Origin of the sequence: Enterococcus sp. MSG3299, assembly GCF_050555765.1 — a bacterium.
GTDB classification, from domain to species: Bacteria; Bacillota; Bacilli; order Lactobacillales; family Enterococcaceae; genus Enterococcus; species Enterococcus faecalis.
Map to the genome: position 1 here is coordinate 284,522 of NZ_CP187869.1, position 17,597 is coordinate 302,118.

The following is a 17,597-nucleotide window of genomic DNA, read 5'->3' on the forward strand; positions in this document are numbered from 1 at the left end:
AAAAAGATACGTGATTTCCTAGATTAATCCTAGGTTATTTGCTACAATAATGAAGAATTAACCAGAGAAAAGGAGAAATTACAATGATTGCAGCAAGCGATTTAAAAGCCGGTATGACTTTTGAGCAAGACGGCAAATTAATTAAAGTAATGGAAGCTAGCCACCACAAACCAGGTAAAGGTAACACGGTTATGCGTATGAAATTAAAAGATGTTCGTACGGGTTCAACAACAGATACAACAATGCGCCCAGATGAAAAAGTGAAAAAAGCGCACATCGATACAAAACCGGTTCAATATTTATACAGCCAAGATGATATGGCTATTTTCATGGATTTAGAAACATATGAACAATATGAAGTACCAACTGCTTTAATTGAAGAAGAACTAAAATATTTATTAGAAAATATGGAAGTAAAAATTCAATTTTATGGTGAAGAAGTCATTGGTTTAACTTTACCAACAACGGTAATCTTACGTGTTACTGAAACACAACCTTCAATCAAAGGCGCAACAGTAACTGGTTCTGGTAAACCCGCTACAATGGAAACAGGATTAGTTGTTAACGTTCCAGATTTTGTTGAAGCAGACGAATTATTAGAAATCAATACTGCGGAAGGTACGTATTTAAAACGTGCTAAATAAGTAGCAGAAAAACAGAAGGCTAGCCTTCTGTTTTTTTTGGTCTATTAATTCTTTTGCCTATAAGAAAACCATTGGTGTGATAGGAAATAGCAATCGTTAGAATCGTTGACACTAGAAAATGGGAAATGGTATAGTTTGGTCAACACATGACGAAGGAGGAAATCAACCATGACGAAAAAACAAGCTAGCCCTTTTTTAGAAACGGAAAGCTGTTGTTGTATGGTGCAAAATAGTGCAGCATACTCTTTTGTGATGGGGAAAACCTCCGTTATTTCTGAAAAATTGCCTAACACGATTCCTCTCTGAATCTAGACAACCAGAAATAAACAAAAAAGGTGCTGATGCGATCAGCACCTTTTTGTTTTATGTACATGTATTAGAAGGAGGAATTCGCTATGATTGTTCAGTCAATTTTAGACACAATCGGAGCAACACCATTATTTGAATTTACAAGTGAACAATATCCTATGCCAGAAGGCACTAAAATTTATGCGAAACTAGAATATTTGAATCCAGGTGGCAGTGTCAAAGATCGGCTTGGTGTGCATCTTCTCAAAGAAGCAATGAAAACGGGAAAGATAAATCAAGCCACAACAATTATTGAACCGACAGCTGGGAATACAGGGATTGGACTTGCATTAGCTGCCAGTCAACTGGGCCTCAAGACAATCTTTGTTGTGCCAGAAAAATTTAGTCAGGAAAAACAACAGCTGATGCAAGCGTTAGGTGCTAAAATTGTCCCTTCGCCAACAGAGCAAGGGATTGTCGGAGCGATAACTAGTGCCCAAGACTTAGCCAAGGAAATTCCTAATAGTTACGTGCCGTTACAATTTGAAAATCCGGATAATCCTGCTGCTTACTACGAAGGATTAGGACCTGAAATTGTTCAAGACCTAGGCGGGAAGATTACTAGCTTTGTCGCAGGTTTAGGCAGTGGTGGAACGTTTGCAGGTGTTGGCAGATATCTCAAAGAACAAAATAGTAAGACGCAATTATGGGGCGTGGAGCCAGAAGGTTCGATTTTAAATGGCGGACCTGCACACGGACATGAAATCGAAGGCATTGGCGTGGAGTTCGTGCCGCCTTTTCTTAAACAGATTCCTGTGGACGGCTTTTATACCATTTCAGACGAGGATGGTTTTTTCTGGGTCAAACAATTAGCCAAGAAAAGCGCTTTGCTGGTGGGAAGCTCCAGCGGCGCAGCGTTTGCGGCGGCATTAAGAGAGGCGCGCCGCTTACCAGCAGGCAGCACAATTGTAACTATTTTTCCTGACGGTAGTGACCGTTATTTATCAAAAAATATTTATTCTTAGGAGGAAACCTTTTATGAAATTCAATACCAAATTAATTCATGGCGGCATTAGTAAAGACACAACAACAGGTGCAGTGAGTGTTCCTATTTATCAAACGTCAACCTTTGAACAAAATGGCGTGGGCCAGCCAAAAGAATATGAATATTCTCGTTCAGGTAATCCCACACGTCACGCGTTAGAAACCTTAATCGCTGAGTTAGAAGGTGGGAGCCATGGCTTTGCGTTTAGCTCAGGCTTAGCTGGTATCCATGCAATCATTTCTATGTTTGGACCCGAAGATCATATTTTATTAGGTGACGATGTCTATGGGGGGAGTTTCCGTTTATTGGATAAAGTATTTGTAGCAAATGGGTTAAGCTACACGATTGTAAACGCCAGCGACTTATCAACAATTGAAGCCGCAATTCAGCCAAATACAAAAGCCTTGTTTTTGGAAACACCAAGTAATCCACTGTTAAAAATTACAGATATTGAAGCGGCAGCTAAGCTTGCTAAAAAACATCAGTTGTTAACTATTGTCGATAATACATTTGCGACACCTTATTTTCAACGGCCGTTAGCGTTAGGTGCTGATATTGTGGTTCACAGCGGGACAAAATATTTAGGGGGCCATAGTGATGTAGTCTCTGGTTTAGTCGTAACGAATCATCCAGAAAGCGCAGAAAAGATTGCCTTTTTACAAAATGCGATTGGTGCTGTTCTAGGACCACATGATAGTTGGCTGGTCCAACGTAGTTTAAAAACATTAGGCGTCCGGATGGCAGCGCATGCCCAAAATGCTCAAAAAATCGCAGAATTTTTAGAAGCGCATCCAGCGGTAGCAACGGTGTATTATCCAGGACTAGCGAGTCATCCTGGTCACGAAATTGCGCAAAAACAGATGTCGGGATTTAGTGGCATGATTTCTTTTGAATTAGCCAAGGATGAGCAAGTCGTTCCTTTCGTAGAAGCGTTGGAAATTTTTACTTTAGCGGAAAGTTTAGGTGGCGTAGAAAGTTTAATTGAAGTACCTGCCATTATGACTCACGCATCTATTCCCAAAGAAAATCGTGAAGCTGTGGGAATTAAAGATGGACTCATTCGTTTATCTGTAGGAATTGAAGCAGTCGAAGATTTATTGGCTGATTTAGAAAAGGGATTACAAGCATAAACAAAAGGCCCTCGTCTTTAGACGAAGGCCTTTTGTTTATAATTCTTCCCCATTCGTAGCAATCACTTGTTGATACCAAGCAAACGATTTTTTCTTTCGCCGCTCCAACGTTCCGTGACCATCGTTGTCTTTATCTACATAAATGAAGCCATACCGTTTCTTCATTTCGCCTGTACTAGCGCTCACTAAATCGATGAATCCCCAAGGTGTGTAGCCCATCAAATCAATGCCGTCATACGCAACGGCTTCTTTCATCATCTCAATATGTTCACGTAAATAAGCGATTCGGTAAGTGTCGTTAATCGTTCCGTCTGATTCTAGCTCATCAATAGCACCAAAGCCATTTTCAACAATAAAGAGTGGTAATTCATACCGATCATTGAACCAATTCATTGCATAGCGCAAGCCCATAGGATCGATTTGCCAGCCCCAATCAGATGTTGCTATATAAGGATTTCGCACCAAGTCTTTTGCTTCATTGTAGTCAAAAGTAGGGGCCTTTTCTGCACCTTTCACAGCAAACGACATGTAATAGCTAAAGCCAATATAATCAACACAGCCATTAGCCAAATCAGTTAAATCTTCTTCTGTGACATCTAATGAAATGTTTTTTCGTTTCAAATAGCATTGAATTGCACTTGGATAATGACCGCGGACATGAACATCGGTAAACCAATAACGTTTTTGCATTGCGCTAACACTCATCATCATATCCTCAGGATTACAAGAATAAGGATAAATAGGCACCATCGCAATCATACAGCCAATTTGGAAGTCGGGATTGATAGCGTGGCCAATTTTCACTGCACGTGCGCTAGCGACTAGTTCATAATGAGCAGCCTGATACATAATTGCTTCGCGGTCTTCTCCTTCCTGGTAAGCAATACCAGAGTTAGTAAAAGGTGCAAAATCTTCTTCATAATTGGCTTGGTTGTTAATTTCGTTAAAGGTCATCCAATATTTGACTTTTTTCTGGTAACGAGTGAAACAGACTTCAGCAAATTTGACAAAAAAATCAATGACCTGGCGATTGCGAAAGCCGCCATATTTTGTGACTAAATGATAAGGCATTTCAAAGTGAGACAGTGTCACGACTGGCTCAATGCCATTTTTCAAACACTCGTCAAAAAGTGCATCATAAAAACGAAGGCCTTCTTCATTGGGCGTTTCTTCATCTCCGTTAGGAAAAATTCGTGTCCAAGCAATAGAGGTTCGGAAACAATTTAAACCAAGTTCTTTGAATAGTTGAATATCTTCTTGATAGCGATGGTAAAAATCAATCGCTTCATGGTTAGGATAGTGTTCATCTGGTAAAACGCCTGCGGTAATTTTACGAGGGACGCCATGTGCACCGGCAGTCATTACATCCGCCACGCTCACCCCTTTACCGCCTTGGTCCCAGCCTCCTTCTAATTGATGAGCAGCGACAGCGCCGCCCCAAAGAAAATCATTTTTCAAAATTGACATATCGTTTCAGTCCTTTGTTCAAATTTTTATACGTTTTGTGCTTCGACTTTTTCAAGGGTTTCTTCAGTAATCGGTTGATTGGTTTCTTCTGCGTAGTTAAGTGCATCCATTTTTTTAGCAAACGGTAAATAGATAAAGAAACTCATCGTCAGTACCACTACTTGAAGCAACGCTGCTTGCCAACCACCAACTAAAAGTCCAGAAATGATTGGAGGAGTAGTCCAGGGAACTTGTACCGCAGTAAAGAGAGGAACCAGTCCTGTGTACAAGGCAAAATATGTCACAACAGAAGAAACAATCGGTGTGATAATGAATGGCACAGCCATGATTGGGTTCATCACGATAGGTGTAGCAAAGACAATTGGCTCGTTAATATTGAAAACAGCTGGCCCAATTGAAAGCCGACCTAATTTCTTAAACTGAGCTGATTTGGCAAAGAAAACCATGAACACGACTAACCCGATTGTCATGCCCGCACCAGTGACCGTTAAAAATTGATCTAAAAATTGTTGTGTAACAATATGGCCACCATTAGCCAGTGTTAAGTCTTTTCCAGATTTCAAAATTTCGGTGTTTTCTAAAGAGTTTGCTTGTAAAATAGGACCCATGATGCCGCCAACGATTGTTGACCCGTGAACACCGAAAAACCAAAAGAGCGGAATGACAAAACCTAATAGTAATGCGCCACCTAGTGAATCTGTGACTCCTTGAAGTGGTGATTGTAGCACTTCGTAAATAAAGTCAAAGAATGTCGTATTGAAGACTTTATCTAGAAGAATGAAAATTAGCATTGCACCAGTTACAATGACGCTGGCAGGAATTAACGCAGTAAAGGAATTGGCCACATTTTCTGGTACAGCTTCTGGTAATTTGATACGAATATCATGACGTAAAAACCAACTATATACAACGCCGACTAACAAACCAACAATAATAGCTGTAATCATCCCTTTGCCAGCTGTCCAATCTTTGTTGATGACATTGCCAACTACTGCGCCAGAAACCGCATCTTTGACTTCAGATGACATAAACAAAATGAAAACCACCATGGCAATCATGCCCGCTGGGAGGCCTTCAAATCCCTCGCTTTTTACATACGAGTAGGCAATACCGATGACCGCAAATAACGACATAATCGCAAAAGATGCACCATATGCTTGATTGAAATAAACAGCCAGACCACTTGCGTTAACCCATTCAGAAATAGCTGTAACTGGGAAATTCGCTAATAGAAGAAACACGGAACCAACAATGGTAAAAGGCATCGTGTAAAGCATCCCGTTCCGTAAGGCAGTAATTGCTTTGGTATTGACGAATTTTAGTACTGGAGGTAATAATTTCTCGTTAATCCATTCGTTCATAAAAATCTCTCCTTTGAAGAATAATATAAATGCAAATGTATCCGTTTACATATTTACTATATAAGCTTATTTGAAGAAAAAATAGACTTTTGCTTGAATGAGAAACATGTACCAAGAAAAAAAACAAAAAAGCTCATGCTGTTTTAGACAGCATGAGCTTTTTTGAAAAACAACTAGAAAGGTGTTTCATCTAGTTCCTTTAAAAGTTGACTTGCTTGATGAGCTAGGAGTTCAATTAAAGCAATGACAGGGATTTGAGTGGTTGTATTAACTGATTTATCTGCAAATGGAGAACGTTCGTCGGGCATATAATAGGAGATGTTGTAGTCAGCCAAGCGGGCAATAGTTGAATGTTGATTGTTGGTAATGCTTAGCACTTTGGCACCAGCTGTTTTAAAATCGGTCATTTGTTTAATCATTTCATTGGTTTCCCCAGATACAGACAGAATCAAGGCTAATGTATTTTCAAATCCGCGCTTGGGGATAGGCGTAAAGGGGTCAGCAATACTGTAAGAATTGATATTTAAGTTGGCAAAATAACGACTGCCATAACTACCTAAAATTCCGCTAGTACCAATGCCAGTAAAGGCAACGTGACGTGCTTGAACAATCATTTGAATTGCTGGACGAAGCATTTCGTAATAGGTTTCTTGGTTTAATTTTTTCAAAAAAGCATCGACGTGAACTGTGGCATCATAAAAATTTTCAAACGTTTGTGTTTGTTTGGCTTCTTCTTTCACTGCATATTTTAATTCGGAAAAACCAGCATAGCCCATTTTGTTACAAAATCGTAGAATCGTTGAGGTGGAGACATGACAGGAAGTAGCCAGTTGGCGAATGGTCTGTTGAGGGATTTGGTGCAGGTGTTCCAATACATAATGGTAAACGAGCATTTCTAATTCATTCAAGGTCTGAACCTTCTCTAAATCAAACAAAGTAATCCTCCTTTATATAAAAACTGAATATGTTATTTTTTTGTGTAAATCAAATAAACCAATTCTTATTTTTCTTGAAAAAAATGTAAAATAACTCAATAAAAAGTTTCTTATTTCCTATTTTACAAAAAGTAGCCCAATTATCCTAGTTTTTCTCTTTTTTCTTTTAAAAATAACAATGCGCACCCCTAGAGTTTTTTGAGAAAACAAGCTAAAATAGATAAGAAGAGAAAAGGAGGCGTTGATGTGGCACGGGAAGTAATTTTATTTATTGCAGCGAGTATTGATGGTTTCATTGCGGATAAAGCGGGCGGTGTTGCTTGGTTAGAAGAAAATATTCGTGGCGATGAAGAAGATCGTAGTTACGATGAAATGTATGAAAAAATAGACACTGTGGTAATGGGGCGGACTACTTATGATCAAGTGACACAAGAATTGTCTCCAGATGTGTATTTTTATGAAGACAAGCATTCTTATATCATTACCTCTCATCCAGAACCATCAACTGCTTCAAGAACTTTTACCAAAGAAGATCCCGTCACATTAATTCGTCGTCTCAAAGAAGAAGACGGCGCGGGAATTTGGATTGTTGGAGGCCCAAAAGTGGTTCAACCGCTTTTGGCAGCTGATTTAATTGATACCTTCATTTTGACGACAATACCACTGTTTCTGGGTGAGGGCATTGCTCTATACGAGACAATGGCTCAATCAATCCCAGTTCGTTTAAAACAGGTTTATCAAAAAAATGAGTTGGTTTATTCGATTTATCAACGTGAAAACAAAAATTAAAAAATAATTATTCGGTTGGGCAAGTTGCTTTCAAGGTTTTGAGTTTCTCATAGGGCGAGAGGAACAAAGCAACAGTTGTCTAGCCGTTTGTGTTGTTTTTGATTAACAAAGAAATGGTAGAGGAGAAAAAAATGAAACATCAGATCAAAAAAAGGTTGTATATTTCACCTGTTCAAACAATTGTCTTAGGCTTTTTTTTATTAATTGTTGTAGGCACAATCTTATTAATGATGCCTTTTTCTGCACAATCTGGACAAAAAACGCAATGGATTGATGCTTTTTTCGTGGCAACTTCCGCCGTCTGTGTTACAGGGCTTTCGCCTTTGAATACGGCGGAACATTGGAGTCCTATCGGGCAAGTTATTATTATGATTTTGATTGAATTAGGCGGCTTAGGCTTTTTAACCGTTGCCACGATTTTCTTTAGTTTGCTGCGGAAAAAAGCGTCACTAAGTGTACGGATGTTGTATCAAGAAGCGTTAAATGTTAGTGAAGTTTCCGGAGTTTTTCGTTTAATGAAATATATTATGAAGTTTGCGGCCATTATTCAATTACTTGGAGCCTTCTTGTTGTCCTTTCAATTTGTGCCAACATTTGGGTGGAAAAAAGGGTTGTTTTTTAGTCTCTTCCATGCCGTTTCGGCATTTTGTAATGCTGGCTTTGATTTGCTAGGGGATAGTATGGTTCCTTATCAAAATTCGCCTTATCTTTTACTAGTCATTAGCTTTTTAATTATAGCTGGCGGCTTAGGATTTATTGTGTGGCGCGATATTTTTGCAATGATTAAAGGCTATAAAAATAAAATTAAGCACCGTGTTAGTATTCATACACGCCTTGCTTTAACGGTGACCGCTACCTTTTTAGTCTTAGGGACCGTTATTTTTTACATTTCAGAATATCGCCATTTTCCAGCTGACATGTCTTTTTGGCAGCGTCTTGTCAACAGTTGGTTCTTGTCGGTTACACCAAGAACGGCTGGCTTTTATTCGGTTGATTATTTGAAAATGAGTAATCCAGGCCTGATTGTCACGATTTTGTGGATGTTTATTGGTGGCACTTCAGGATCAACCGCTGGCGGCTTGAAAACCACTACGTTTGGTGTGTTATTTTTACAATTTCGTGCAATTTTTAAAGGGAAACAGCGAGTGGAATTCCATGAACGCACAATTCCTGAGCGAGTAGTGCTCCAAGCGTTTACTTTGTTCTTCTTGGCAACTTTTTTATGTGTAACTGCTTCGGTTATTCTCTCGTTTACAGAAACATTACCTTTAAAAAACGGGATTGAGTATATTGTTTTTGAAGTGATTTCTGCATTTGGAACGGTCGGTTTAACAATGGGGTTAACACCAGATTTAACTGTTTTTGGTAAACTAGTGATTATTTTTCTAATGTTCGTCGGTCGTGTGGGTGTGTACACGGTGTTATTGTCATTAATTAAGAAAGGCTTGGAAAGTCAGTCGAAAGTTCAATATCCAAAAGAATCAGTGATGATTGGTTAATAGAGAAAGAGGGAAATAGAATGGAATTTTTAGGTATTTTATGTTTGATTTTAATTACAACGACTTTAGCAGGTGTTGCTTGTAAAAGAGTAGGAATTCCTGCGGTAATTGGGCAATTGCTAGTAGGGATTGTGTTAGGTCCAGCGATGTTAAATATTGTGCATCAAGATGTGTTTGTGCATGACTTTTCAGAAATTGGTGTCATTATGCTGATGTTTATTGCTGGAATGGAATGTGAATTGGAATTATTGAAAAAATATGCGAAACCTAGTGTCATGGTCGCTATTTTGGGCATCGTTTTACCGGTTGGTTTTACTATGTTGATTGGTCAGCTGTTTGCTTTTTCTTGGAAAGAAGCTTTTTTCCTTGGGTTAGTTTTAGCAGCAACGTCGGTCAGCATTTCAGTAGAAGTATTAAGAGAGTTGAATGTTTTAAGTAGTAAAGAAGGTGCAACGATTCTTGGGGCTTCCGTCGTTGACGATATCGTGGTCGTGATTATTTTAAGTGTCGCTGTCGGCATGATTGGTGCAAGTACAGGCGGCAATACAGAAGTCAGCTTTATTGTTAAGTTAATTGAACAAGGCTTATTCTTTATTGGGATTTTCTTTTTGGTCCGCTTTATTGCTCCCTATTTACTACGTTTAAGTCAAAAAATGAACATTGGGTCGTCTGTTATTATCATGTCATTGATTATCTGTTTGGGCATGGCTTATTTGGCTGATTTAGTTGGTTTAAGTTCTGTCGTAGGTGCCTTTTTTGCAGGGATTGCTGTGGGACAAACGGATGCAAAAACAGAAATTGATTTCAATATTGAAGCTATTGGCTATGCCGTGTTTATTCCCGTCTTCTTTGCCAGCATTGGCTTATCAGTGACATTTAACACGTTAGGAAAAGATTTACCTTTTATTTTGGTAATGACGATTATGGCGATTTTAACGAAATTACTGGGCGGCGCCTGGGGAGCGAAAATGGTTGGTTTCTCCAATACAAGTTCTTTAATGGTCGGTGCTGGGATGGTTTCGCGTGGGGAAATGGCATTAATCATTGCGCAAATTGGCTACCAATCTAAATTACTTTCAGAAGCGTATTATACGAGCATGATTGTGGTAATTATCTTAACGACCTTAGTTGCACCGTTCTTATTGAAATACTTTGTTAAAAAACAAGAATCTGCGTTGCAATAAAAAAAGATGAGCAGAAGTTGTTGACAAAAAAATAAAATAGCTATATGATGAGTTCAAGATAAACGACTACGTTTGTAGTCGGTAACCTTGAGCTCTTTTTTTATTGATGAAGGAGGAATTTAACGAGTATGGCAAAAGATAAATTAGCGACAATTACTGATGCAGAGTGGGAAGTCATGCGGGTTATTTGGACCCAAGGCAAGACCACGAGTCGTGAAGTGCATACACTTTTAAATGAGAAGAAAGAATGGAAATCAACGACCGTCAAGACGTTACTAAGTCGTTTAACAGATAAAGGGTTAGTTGGAACGGAGAAAGCAGGCAATAAATATATTTATTATCCGCTAGTAGAAGAACGTCAGAGCGTTGAAACGGTGGCAGATGAACTTTTGGCCAAGGTGTGCAGCCGTAAAGTTGGTTCCGTGGTAGAAACAATTTTGACAGAGAGTCAGTTGAGTTATGACGATTTGGATCGATTAGAGGAACTCTTGAAAGAGAAGCGCAAGACGGCGGTTGAATCTGTCCCTTGTAACTGTATTCCTGGTCAATGCCAATGTCATTTAATTTAAAAAGGAGTGAAAAAAATGGAAAGTAAAATGTTTGATATTGAAGGGATGAGCTGTGCTTCCTGTGCCCAAACGATTGAAAAGGCTACGGCGAAGTTACCTGGGATGGCAAAGGCAAGTGTCAATTTAGCTACGGAAAAATTAAGTGTCACGTATGATCAGACGGAAGTCACAGAAGAAGAAATTAAGGAAGCTGTGTCAGATGCTGGCTACAAGGCGATTAGCCCAGCCAAGCAACGAACGTTTACGATTGAAGGAATGAGTTGTGCTTCCTGTGCCCAAACGATTGAAAAAGCTGTGAACCAATTATCTGGTGTTCAACAAGCGATTGTTAATTTAGCCACGGAAAAACTGGTGGTTAGTTATGACGACCATCAAGTAACGAGTGCTGAAATTATCAAAGCAGTTACGGATGCAGGTTATCAGGCGACAGAAGAAGTCGCTGCCGGTGCAACAGCGGACCAAGATCGTGAAAAGAAACAAAAACATATTGCTGAGATGTGGCAACGTTTTTGGATCTCAGCGGTGTTTACAGTGCCACTTCTTTATATTGCGATGGGACACATGGTAGGCTTACCATTGCCGGCTTTTTTGAATCCAATGACACATGCGACGACCTTTGCAATGGTTCAATTGATTTTGACGTTACCCGTTCTATATGTCGGCAGAGAATTTTTCACAGTTGGTTTTAAAGCATTATTTAAAGGGCATCCGAATATGTTTTCTTTGGTAGCTTTAGGAACCAGTGCTGCTTTTGTGTATAGTTTATATGGCACAGTCATGATATTCTTAGGAGATACAAGTTTTACAATGGCTCTTTATTATGAATCAGCGGGTGTTATTTTAACTTTAATTACATTAGGAAAATATTTCGAAGCTGTTTCAAAAGGGAAAACCTCAGATGCGATAAAAAAATTAATGGGTTTGGCGCCGAAAACTGCTCATATTTTACGTGATGGCGCAGAAATTGAAGTGCCAGTTGATGCTGTTCAGTTGGATGACATTGTGATTGTTCGCCCAGGAGATAAAATCCCTGTTGATGGAGTGATTGTTTCAGGCAGTAGTTCTGTGGATGAAGCCATGTTAACGGGCGAAAGTTTGCCTGTTGAAAAGAAAGTCGGTGATGCAGTAATTGGTGCTAGCATCAATAAAAATGGCAGCTTTCAATTCAAGGCGACAAAAGTGGGAAAAGAGACGGCCCTTGCCCAAATCATTCAATTAGTGGAAGATGCGCAAGGCTCAAAAGCGCCGATTGCACAATTAGCTGATAAAATTTCGGGTGTTTTTGTCCCAATCGTCATTGGTTTGGCTGTTCTTTCTGGCTTGGCTTGGTTCTTTTTAGGACAAGAGTCATGGATTTTTGCTTTGACAATTACCATTTCTGTGTTAGTGATTGCTTGTCCTTGTGCGCTCGGCTTGGCAACGCCGACTGCGATTATGGTGGGGACAGGTAAGGGCGCTGAAAATGGCGTTTTAATTAAAAGTGGGGATGCTTTAGAAACCACTCACAAAATTCAAACAATCGTGTTTGATAAAACAGGGACTATTACAGAAGGAAAACCGGTGGTTACAGATATTTTAGTTGCTGATTCAGCACTTTCAGAAGCTGAGTTACTAACATTAGCAGCTTCTGCAGAACAAGGATCAGAACATCCTCTAGGTGAAGCAATTGTGGGGGCGGCTAAAGAACGTCAATTGCCATTAGCAGAAGGAAGCGATTTTTCAGCGATTCCAGGTCACGGCATCCGTGTGACAATCAACAAACGAGTCCTACTTTTGGGTAATATAAAATTAATGAAAGAAGAAGCCATCGAGCTATCAACATTTGTTCAACAAGCGGATCGTTTGGCAGAAGAAGGGAAAACCCCAATGTTTGTGGCAAAAGATGGTTCGTTTGCGGGTATCATTGCGGTAGCAGATACTGTGAAGGATAGCAGTCAAACAGCCATTGCACGTTTGCATAAAATGGGGATCGAAGCCGTGATGATTACAGGAGACAACAAGCGTACTGCCGAGGCGATTGCAAAACAAGTAGGTATCGATCGTGTCTTAAGTGAAGTTTTACCAGAAGATAAAGCGTTAGAAGTGAAAAAACTACAAGCAGAAGGCAAAAAAGTTGCGATGGTGGGTGACGGTATTAATGATGCACCAGCACTTGCCCAAGCGGATGTGGGGATTGCTATTGGTTCAGGTACAGATGTTGCAATGGAATCGGCCGACATTGTGCTAATGCGTAGTGATTTAATGGATGTGCCTACAGCAGTTGAATTAAGTAAAGCGACCATCAAAAACATCAAAGAAAATCTTTTCTGGGCATTTGCTTATAATACATTAGGTATTCCAGTGGCTATGGGTGTGTTACACTTATTTGATGGACCTTTGTTAAGTCCGATGATTGCAGCAGCAGCTATGAGTTTTAGTTCAGTCTCTGTCTTACTAAACGCCTTACGATTGAAAGGATTTAAACCTTCGACGGTGAAAAGAACTAGTGGAAGTCAAAAATAAAATTGAAAAGGATGAAGTGAAATGGAAAAAACAGTAAAAATTGATGGGATGAAATGTGATGGCTGTGTTCAAGCGGTCACTGAAAAATTTAGTGGAATTGACGGCGTAACGAATGTTGCGGTTCACTTGGCAGATCAAACAGCCGTTGTGACAGCAGATCGTGAAGTAAGCCAGGATGAACTGAATACCACGTTGGCAGATACAAAATTCAAGGTTGTCAGCGAATAACAAAAAAACAGGGCCTACCATCATGAGTAGGCCCTGTTTTTTTGTTATGGAAGTTTTGCTTTGATTTCCTGATAAATCTTAGTCGTTTCTTGACCATCACGCGCAGTATAATAATAAACTTTTTCCCGCGTTTCTATTTTCAGAATCGGATGACTTTTTGTATAAATTAGTAAATAAGCAGGTTTTCCCGCGACTTTAAATTCTCCTGTTAAGTAACTATCTGTCGCAGCACCCATTGTGCGGATGCGTTCTTGAGGTAAGTCATCAATCAAAGAAACAGCAGTGATTTGGTTAAAAGGAATTGACCTTGTTTTTGCTAATGGGGCAGATAACTCAATTTGTTTCTTTTCAATAGTTGCTTGAAAGGCATGACTAGAAAAATCATTTATAAACATCGGCACTGTGGCAAAGAACAGCACCGCAATCGTTAAAATACCAGTAGCGGATAGAATAATTTTCCCAGCAGGCCGTCCTAGGTTAATGGATAAATTCATACCAATGCGATCAGGAACCATGATTTTGGGGTCCTTTGGATTGATATAAATCCCATACCGCCAATATTGATCATCATCCCCATAGCGATAATCGCCAGCCTGTAAAACGAATTGATCTTGTTTTTTGCGCATTGAAAATAGGTAGTAGAAGAGAAAGCCTACATAAACAAACAAAAGAATAAAATAACAAAAAGTAAGGGCCATCGCAACCGTATAATCAATTACAATTGTGAAAGTTGGTAAAATGGTTAGCGGTGCAAAAACTAAGGCGGATAAAACCATTAAAACAGACCAATGATGCCGAAATAAATCATTGATTTGCTGATTAATTTTTGAGTCACTAGTTAGCGGTTTGACAGGTAAGCGCGAAATAAAATAATAGCCGCCAATGAACAAACTTAACATCAAAACAGTAATTAAGAAAAGAATCCAGGAACCAATCGCCGTTTGCAAGGAATAAAAGCCCCCAGCAAAAGTAAGAATAATCGCAGGTAAAAACCACCAAAATGAAATAAGTTTCTGGTTTTTATTTAAAACTAATTGCGTATCGATTAAGAGAGGACGCTTAGGTAGCAACCAGCCGTTTTGCATTTTTAAAGCGGCCATTTTGCGAATATAAACGATTTGCAGATAGTAGCCACTGCCAATAAAACTAAATAAAAGTAACAGAAAAAGAAACAACAAAATCGAATCATAAGGAATAAATAACAAAGGTAAACTAAGAACACTAAAAACGGCTGCTAGTTGAACCAAGCGTTTTTTATAACGTTTTCGGATTGCTTGAACGCTAGGATCTTGTAGTTTATCTTCTGGTAAAGTGTTTTCCAAAATAATATTTTTGTGAGGATTTGCATAAATCCCCATAGTAAATGCCATAAAAAAAGCGACAGAAACTAGGATGAAATAAAAGAATACCGCCATTATAATGCACGCCCTTTCGAATCAAAATTTTGATAAATTTTCTGAATAAGTGCTTGGATTTCTGCTTCGGATTGCTGATGTAAAAAACTTTCAGCCAACAGAAGTTCTAAACGCTCATGCAATTGCTGTTGCCAAACAGCGGTAGCAGGTAACTTTGCGGCAATTTTGGTGCCGTTACGACGGTCAGTCACAATATAACCTGATTGTTTTAACTTATTATAAGCTTTTGAAACAGTCATCATATTGACCCCGATTTCGTCCGCCAATTGTCGGATAGAAGGCAAACTTTCATTGGGAACCAGTTCACCTTTGGCAATGCCTACAATGATTTGATCAATGAGTTGCTGATAGATGGGCTGTTCGCTTTGTTCATCTATTTCTAAAAGCATCGAATCACTCCTGTCTTATTTGTGCTATCTGTATTATATATACTAATACAAAAAGAGTTGGAAAGCAAGGAATTTAGAGTAAATGGTTGTTTCTGTTTAAAGAGAAGCATATAATGAAGAAGAACGTAAAATGAAAGGACGATGAAAATATGACAGCAATTGAACCAAAATTAACAGAGAAATTCCATCAAGATTTCTTGAACAATAATAAACAAAATGCCTTACAACGTAGTGTAGTAAAAAATGGTATCAGCGCTTCAGGTGAATCTGTACAAGGAGCCGTGAATAACGTACCCGTCTTTTCAGTCGACTTAGCTACTGGAAAAGTGGCCAATCAAAAACAAAGCGGTCGCTGCTGGATGTTTGCGGCATTAAATACATTTAGACATAGAATGTTAAATGCGTTTCAATTAAAAGATTTTGAATTATCACAAAACTATACATTTTTCTGGGATAAATATGAAAAATCAAACTATTTCTATGAAAATATTATTGCAACAGCCGATCAACCGTTGACTAGTCGTAAAGTGGCCTTTTTATTAGCGACACCACAACAAGATGGTGGGCAATGGGATATGATCGTTTCAATTTTTGATAAATATGGCGTAGTGCCTAAAACGGCAATGCCTGAAAGCAGCAACAGTTCCAATTCACGTGATTTAAACAACTATTTAAATAAAAAATTACGCAAAGATGCAACAATTTTACGTAGTTTAATTGAAAAAGGCGCTTCTGCTGAAGAAGTCCAAAAAAACAAAGAAGCAATGTTACAAGAAATTTATAATTTCTTAGCAATCTCTTTAGGAACGCCGCCAGAAACCTTTGATTTTGAATACCGTGACGAAGAAAAAAATTATCATTTGGATCAAAATCTAACACCGCAAACATTCTTTGAAAAATACGTTGGCATTAATTTACATGATTATGTAAGTATTATTAATGCTCCTACAGAAGATAAACCATTCAACAAAACATACACTGTTGAAATGTTAGGGAATGTTGTCGGCGGCAAAGAAGTTAAATATTTAAATGTAGAAATGGCTGCTTTCAAAAAATTAGCTGCTGCACAATTGGAACAAGGCGAATCTGTTTGGTTTGGTTGTGATGTCGGACAATCTTCAACACGTGACACAGGAATTATGGCATTAGACGTTTACGATATGAACGATCTTTTTGATATTGATTTTACGATGACTAAAGCAGAACGTTTAGACTTTGGTGAAAGCTTAATGACACACGCCATGGTTTTAACAGGTGTTGATATCGTTGATGGTCAAACAACAAAATGGAAAGTGGAAAATAGCTGGGGCGAAAAAGTCGGTGAAAATGGCTTCTTCGTTATGAGCGATGCGTGGATGGACGAATACACTTATCAAATCGTTGTGCACAAAGATTTATTAACTGATGAACAGAAAAAAGCTTGGGAACAAGCGCCAACTGTTTTGGCACCTTGGGATCCAATGGGAGCATTAGCATAAAACAGAAAAAGAAGGCCCCCGCCGTCAGGGCGGGGGCCTTCTTTTTACGTTGGGCGGCGAATTTCACGGATTTCGCCCAATGTTGTATAATCATTGCCTGCTAAACGAGCAATCGGTTGGAGTTTTTCAGGTAAAATGTACTGATGTTCTTCATCGAAAACGGTTGAATCAAAATAGAAATCGGTAATTTCTACAATGAATAAATCCGTAATAATTTGACCTTCATGGTTAGCAATAGGTACATATTGATGTAAGCGAGCTTCCATCCGAATCGGCGCGGCTTTGATTGCTGGAACAGCAACAGTCTGGCTGGCAATGGTTTCAATACCGAATGTGTCAATTTCACTGATCTCTGCTGCTAAAGACGCCGAAGTCTGATTCATTTGAGTAAGAACGTCTTCGTTAACGAAATGGATGACAAGTTCTTTAGTAGCCAAGATGTTTCGTGCCGTATCTTTAGGCTCTTTGTCTGGTCGTAAAATGGATAACGTTGCTAAAGGAATTTCAGCTGCCGCTGCATTAAAGAAACTAAAGGGGGCAGCGTTGACGATACCTGTGGCTGTATCTTGTGTCGTAACCCAAGCGATTGGCCGAGGAATAATACTTCCTGATAAAAATTTATACGCTGTTTTTGCAGATAACTCGTTACTATTGTAATGAATCATAGGAGCCTC

General features: G+C 39.0%; 17 protein-coding genes. 11 read left to right on the top strand and 6 right to left on the bottom strand.

What is annotated here, in order from left to right; genetic code table 11:
• The first annotated feature begins 83 nt into the window (after positions 1-83).
• The 4 genes from efp to IGL23_RS01595 all read left to right on the top strand — a co-directional run bounded on the left by efp (position 84) and on the right by IGL23_RS01595 (position 3,107).
• Positions 84-644 (top strand): elongation factor P, encoded by a 561-nt coding sequence (gene efp / locus IGL23_RS01580; RefSeq protein WP_033594663.1) that lies wholly within the window; start codon positions 84-86, stop codon positions 642-644.
• 168 nt (positions 645-812) lie between these two features.
• The gene (locus IGL23_RS01585; protein ID WP_002355203.1) at positions 813-950 is read left to right on the top strand and encodes a hypothetical protein; all 138 of its coding nucleotides are present in this window, start codon (positions 813-815) and stop codon (positions 948-950) included.
• Positions 951-1,039: 89 nt separating this feature from the next.
• Positions 1,040-1,957, top strand: coding sequence for a PLP-dependent cysteine synthase family protein (locus tag IGL23_RS01590; RefSeq protein WP_002361143.1), 918 nt, complete (start codon positions 1,040-1,042; stop codon positions 1,955-1,957).
• A gap of 13 nt (positions 1,958-1,970) precedes the next feature.
• A complete protein-coding gene (locus tag IGL23_RS01595; protein WP_002358342.1) occupies positions 1,971-3,107 on the top strand; it encodes a cystathionine gamma-synthase in 1,137 nt (378 codons plus the stop codon).
• 36 nt (positions 3,108-3,143) lie between these two features.
• On the opposite strand, the gene genA is transcribed toward IGL23_RS01595, so the two are convergent.
• From genA to genR, 3 genes are all read right to left on the bottom strand, one after another.
• Positions 3,144-4,574, bottom strand: a complete 1,431-nt coding sequence (gene genA / locus IGL23_RS01600; RefSeq protein ID WP_002364989.1) for a 6-phospho-beta-glucosidase GenA — start codon at positions 4,572-4,574, stop codon at positions 3,144-3,146.
• Positions 4,575-4,600: 26 nt separating this feature from the next.
• Complete coding sequence (gene genB / locus IGL23_RS01605; RefSeq protein WP_375812644.1) at positions 4,601-5,935, bottom strand: PTS sugar transporter subunit IIC; 1,335 nt, start codon at positions 5,933-5,935, stop codon at positions 4,601-4,603.
• A gap of 173 nt (positions 5,936-6,108) precedes the next feature.
• The gene (gene genR, locus IGL23_RS01610) at positions 6,109-6,870 is read right to left on the bottom strand and encodes a MurR/RpiR family transcriptional regulator (RefSeq protein ID WP_002355208.1); all 762 of its coding nucleotides are present in this window, start codon (positions 6,868-6,870) and stop codon (positions 6,109-6,111) included.
• Between the two features lie 198 nt (positions 6,871-7,068).
• On the opposite strand from genR, the gene IGL23_RS01615 reads away from it, so the two are divergent.
• The 6 genes from IGL23_RS01615 (at position 7,069) to IGL23_RS01640 (ending at position 13,641) form a co-directional block, all read left to right on the top strand.
• Entirely contained in the window at positions 7,069-7,659 is a 591-nt protein-coding gene (locus IGL23_RS01615) for a dihydrofolate reductase family protein (RefSeq protein WP_002386047.1), read from the top strand.
• Positions 7,660-7,790: 131 nt separating this feature from the next.
• Positions 7,791-9,158, top strand: a complete 1,368-nt coding sequence (locus IGL23_RS01620; RefSeq protein WP_080279869.1) for a TrkH family potassium uptake protein — start codon at positions 7,791-7,793, stop codon at positions 9,156-9,158.
• Positions 9,159-9,178: 20 nt separating this feature from the next.
• A complete protein-coding gene (locus IGL23_RS01625; protein WP_002355211.1) occupies positions 9,179-10,342 on the top strand; it encodes a cation:proton antiporter in 1,164 nt (387 codons plus the stop codon).
• 128 nt (positions 10,343-10,470) lie between these two features.
• On the top strand, positions 10,471-10,911 hold the full coding sequence (locus tag IGL23_RS01630; RefSeq protein ID WP_002379040.1) for a CopY/TcrY family copper transport repressor: 441 nt from the start codon (positions 10,471-10,473) through the stop codon (positions 10,909-10,911).
• A gap of 15 nt (positions 10,912-10,926) precedes the next feature.
• On the top strand, positions 10,927-13,413 hold the full coding sequence (locus IGL23_RS01635; RefSeq protein ID WP_033594665.1) for a heavy metal translocating P-type ATPase: 2,487 nt from the start codon (positions 10,927-10,929) through the stop codon (positions 13,411-13,413).
• Positions 13,414-13,434: 21 nt separating this feature from the next.
• Positions 13,435-13,641 carry a heavy-metal-associated domain-containing protein gene (locus IGL23_RS01640; RefSeq protein ID WP_002355215.1) on the top strand — a complete coding sequence of 69 codons (207 nt, stop codon included), beginning with the start codon at positions 13,435-13,437 and terminating at the stop codon, positions 13,639-13,641.
• A gap of 44 nt (positions 13,642-13,685) precedes the next feature.
• On the opposite strand, the gene IGL23_RS01645 is transcribed toward IGL23_RS01640, so the two are convergent.
• Complete coding sequence (locus tag IGL23_RS01645; RefSeq protein ID WP_033594667.1) at positions 13,686-15,056, bottom strand: PH domain-containing protein; 1,371 nt, start codon at positions 15,054-15,056, stop codon at positions 13,686-13,688.
• Positions 15,056-15,445, bottom strand: a complete 390-nt coding sequence (locus IGL23_RS01650; protein WP_002358356.1) for a GntR family transcriptional regulator — start codon at positions 15,443-15,445, stop codon at positions 15,056-15,058. The genes IGL23_RS01645 and IGL23_RS01650 overlap by 1 nt, the downstream gene beginning before the upstream one ends.
• Positions 15,446-15,594: 149 nt before the next feature.
• Here IGL23_RS01650 and IGL23_RS01655 point away from each other — a divergent pair, with 149 nt between their 5' ends.
• Positions 15,595-16,923, top strand: coding sequence for an aminopeptidase C (locus IGL23_RS01655; RefSeq protein ID WP_033594669.1), 1,329 nt, complete (start codon positions 15,595-15,597; stop codon positions 16,921-16,923).
• Positions 16,924-16,967: 44 nt separating this feature from the next.
• On the opposite strand, the gene IGL23_RS01660 is transcribed toward IGL23_RS01655, so the two are convergent.
• Complete coding sequence (locus tag IGL23_RS01660) at positions 16,968-17,588, bottom strand: flavin reductase family protein (RefSeq protein ID WP_033594670.1); 621 nt, start codon at positions 17,586-17,588, stop codon at positions 16,968-16,970.
• Between the last annotated feature and the right edge of the window lie 9 nt (positions 17,589-17,597).

Bases quoted from the DNA above. Each gene is read 5' to 3' on its own strand.
- IGL23_RS01585 (WP_002355203.1), top strand. From the start codon at position 813: ATGACGAAAAAACAAGCTAGCCCTTTTTTAGAAACGGAAAGCTGTTGT.
- genB (WP_375812644.1), bottom strand. From the start codon at position 5,935: ATGAACGAATGGATTAACGAGAAATTATTACCTCCAGTACTAAAATTC.
- IGL23_RS01645 (WP_033594667.1), bottom strand. From the start codon at position 15,056: ATGGCGGTATTCTTTTATTTCATCCTAGTTTCTGTCGCTTTTTTTATG.
- IGL23_RS01640 (WP_002355215.1), top strand. From the start codon at position 13,435: ATGGAAAAAACAGTAAAAATTGATGGGATGAAATGTGATGGCTGTGTT.
- IGL23_RS01655 (WP_033594669.1), top strand. From the start codon at position 15,595: ATGACAGCAATTGAACCAAAATTAACAGAGAAATTCCATCAAGATTTC.
- IGL23_RS01660 (WP_033594670.1), bottom strand. From the start codon at position 17,588: ATGATTCATTACAATAGTAACGAGTTATCTGCAAAAACAGCGTATAAA.
- IGL23_RS01620 (WP_080279869.1), top strand. From the start codon at position 7,791: ATGAAACATCAGATCAAAAAAAGGTTGTATATTTCACCTGTTCAAACA.
- IGL23_RS01595 (WP_002358342.1), top strand. From the start codon at position 1,971: ATGAAATTCAATACCAAATTAATTCATGGCGGCATTAGTAAAGACACA.
- IGL23_RS01625 (WP_002355211.1), top strand. From the start codon at position 9,179: ATGGAATTTTTAGGTATTTTATGTTTGATTTTAATTACAACGACTTTA.
- IGL23_RS01650 (WP_002358356.1), bottom strand. From the start codon at position 15,445: ATGCTTTTAGAAATAGATGAACAAAGCGAACAGCCCATCTATCAGCAA.
- genA (WP_002364989.1), bottom strand. From the start codon at position 4,574: ATGTCAATTTTGAAAAATGATTTTCTTTGGGGCGGCGCTGTCGCTGCT.
- efp (WP_033594663.1), top strand. From the start codon at position 84: ATGATTGCAGCAAGCGATTTAAAAGCCGGTATGACTTTTGAGCAAGAC.
- IGL23_RS01635 (WP_033594665.1), top strand. From the start codon at position 10,927: ATGGAAAGTAAAATGTTTGATATTGAAGGGATGAGCTGTGCTTCCTGT.
- IGL23_RS01630 (WP_002379040.1), top strand. From the start codon at position 10,471: ATGGCAAAAGATAAATTAGCGACAATTACTGATGCAGAGTGGGAAGTC.
- IGL23_RS01590 (WP_002361143.1), top strand. From the start codon at position 1,040: ATGATTGTTCAGTCAATTTTAGACACAATCGGAGCAACACCATTATTT.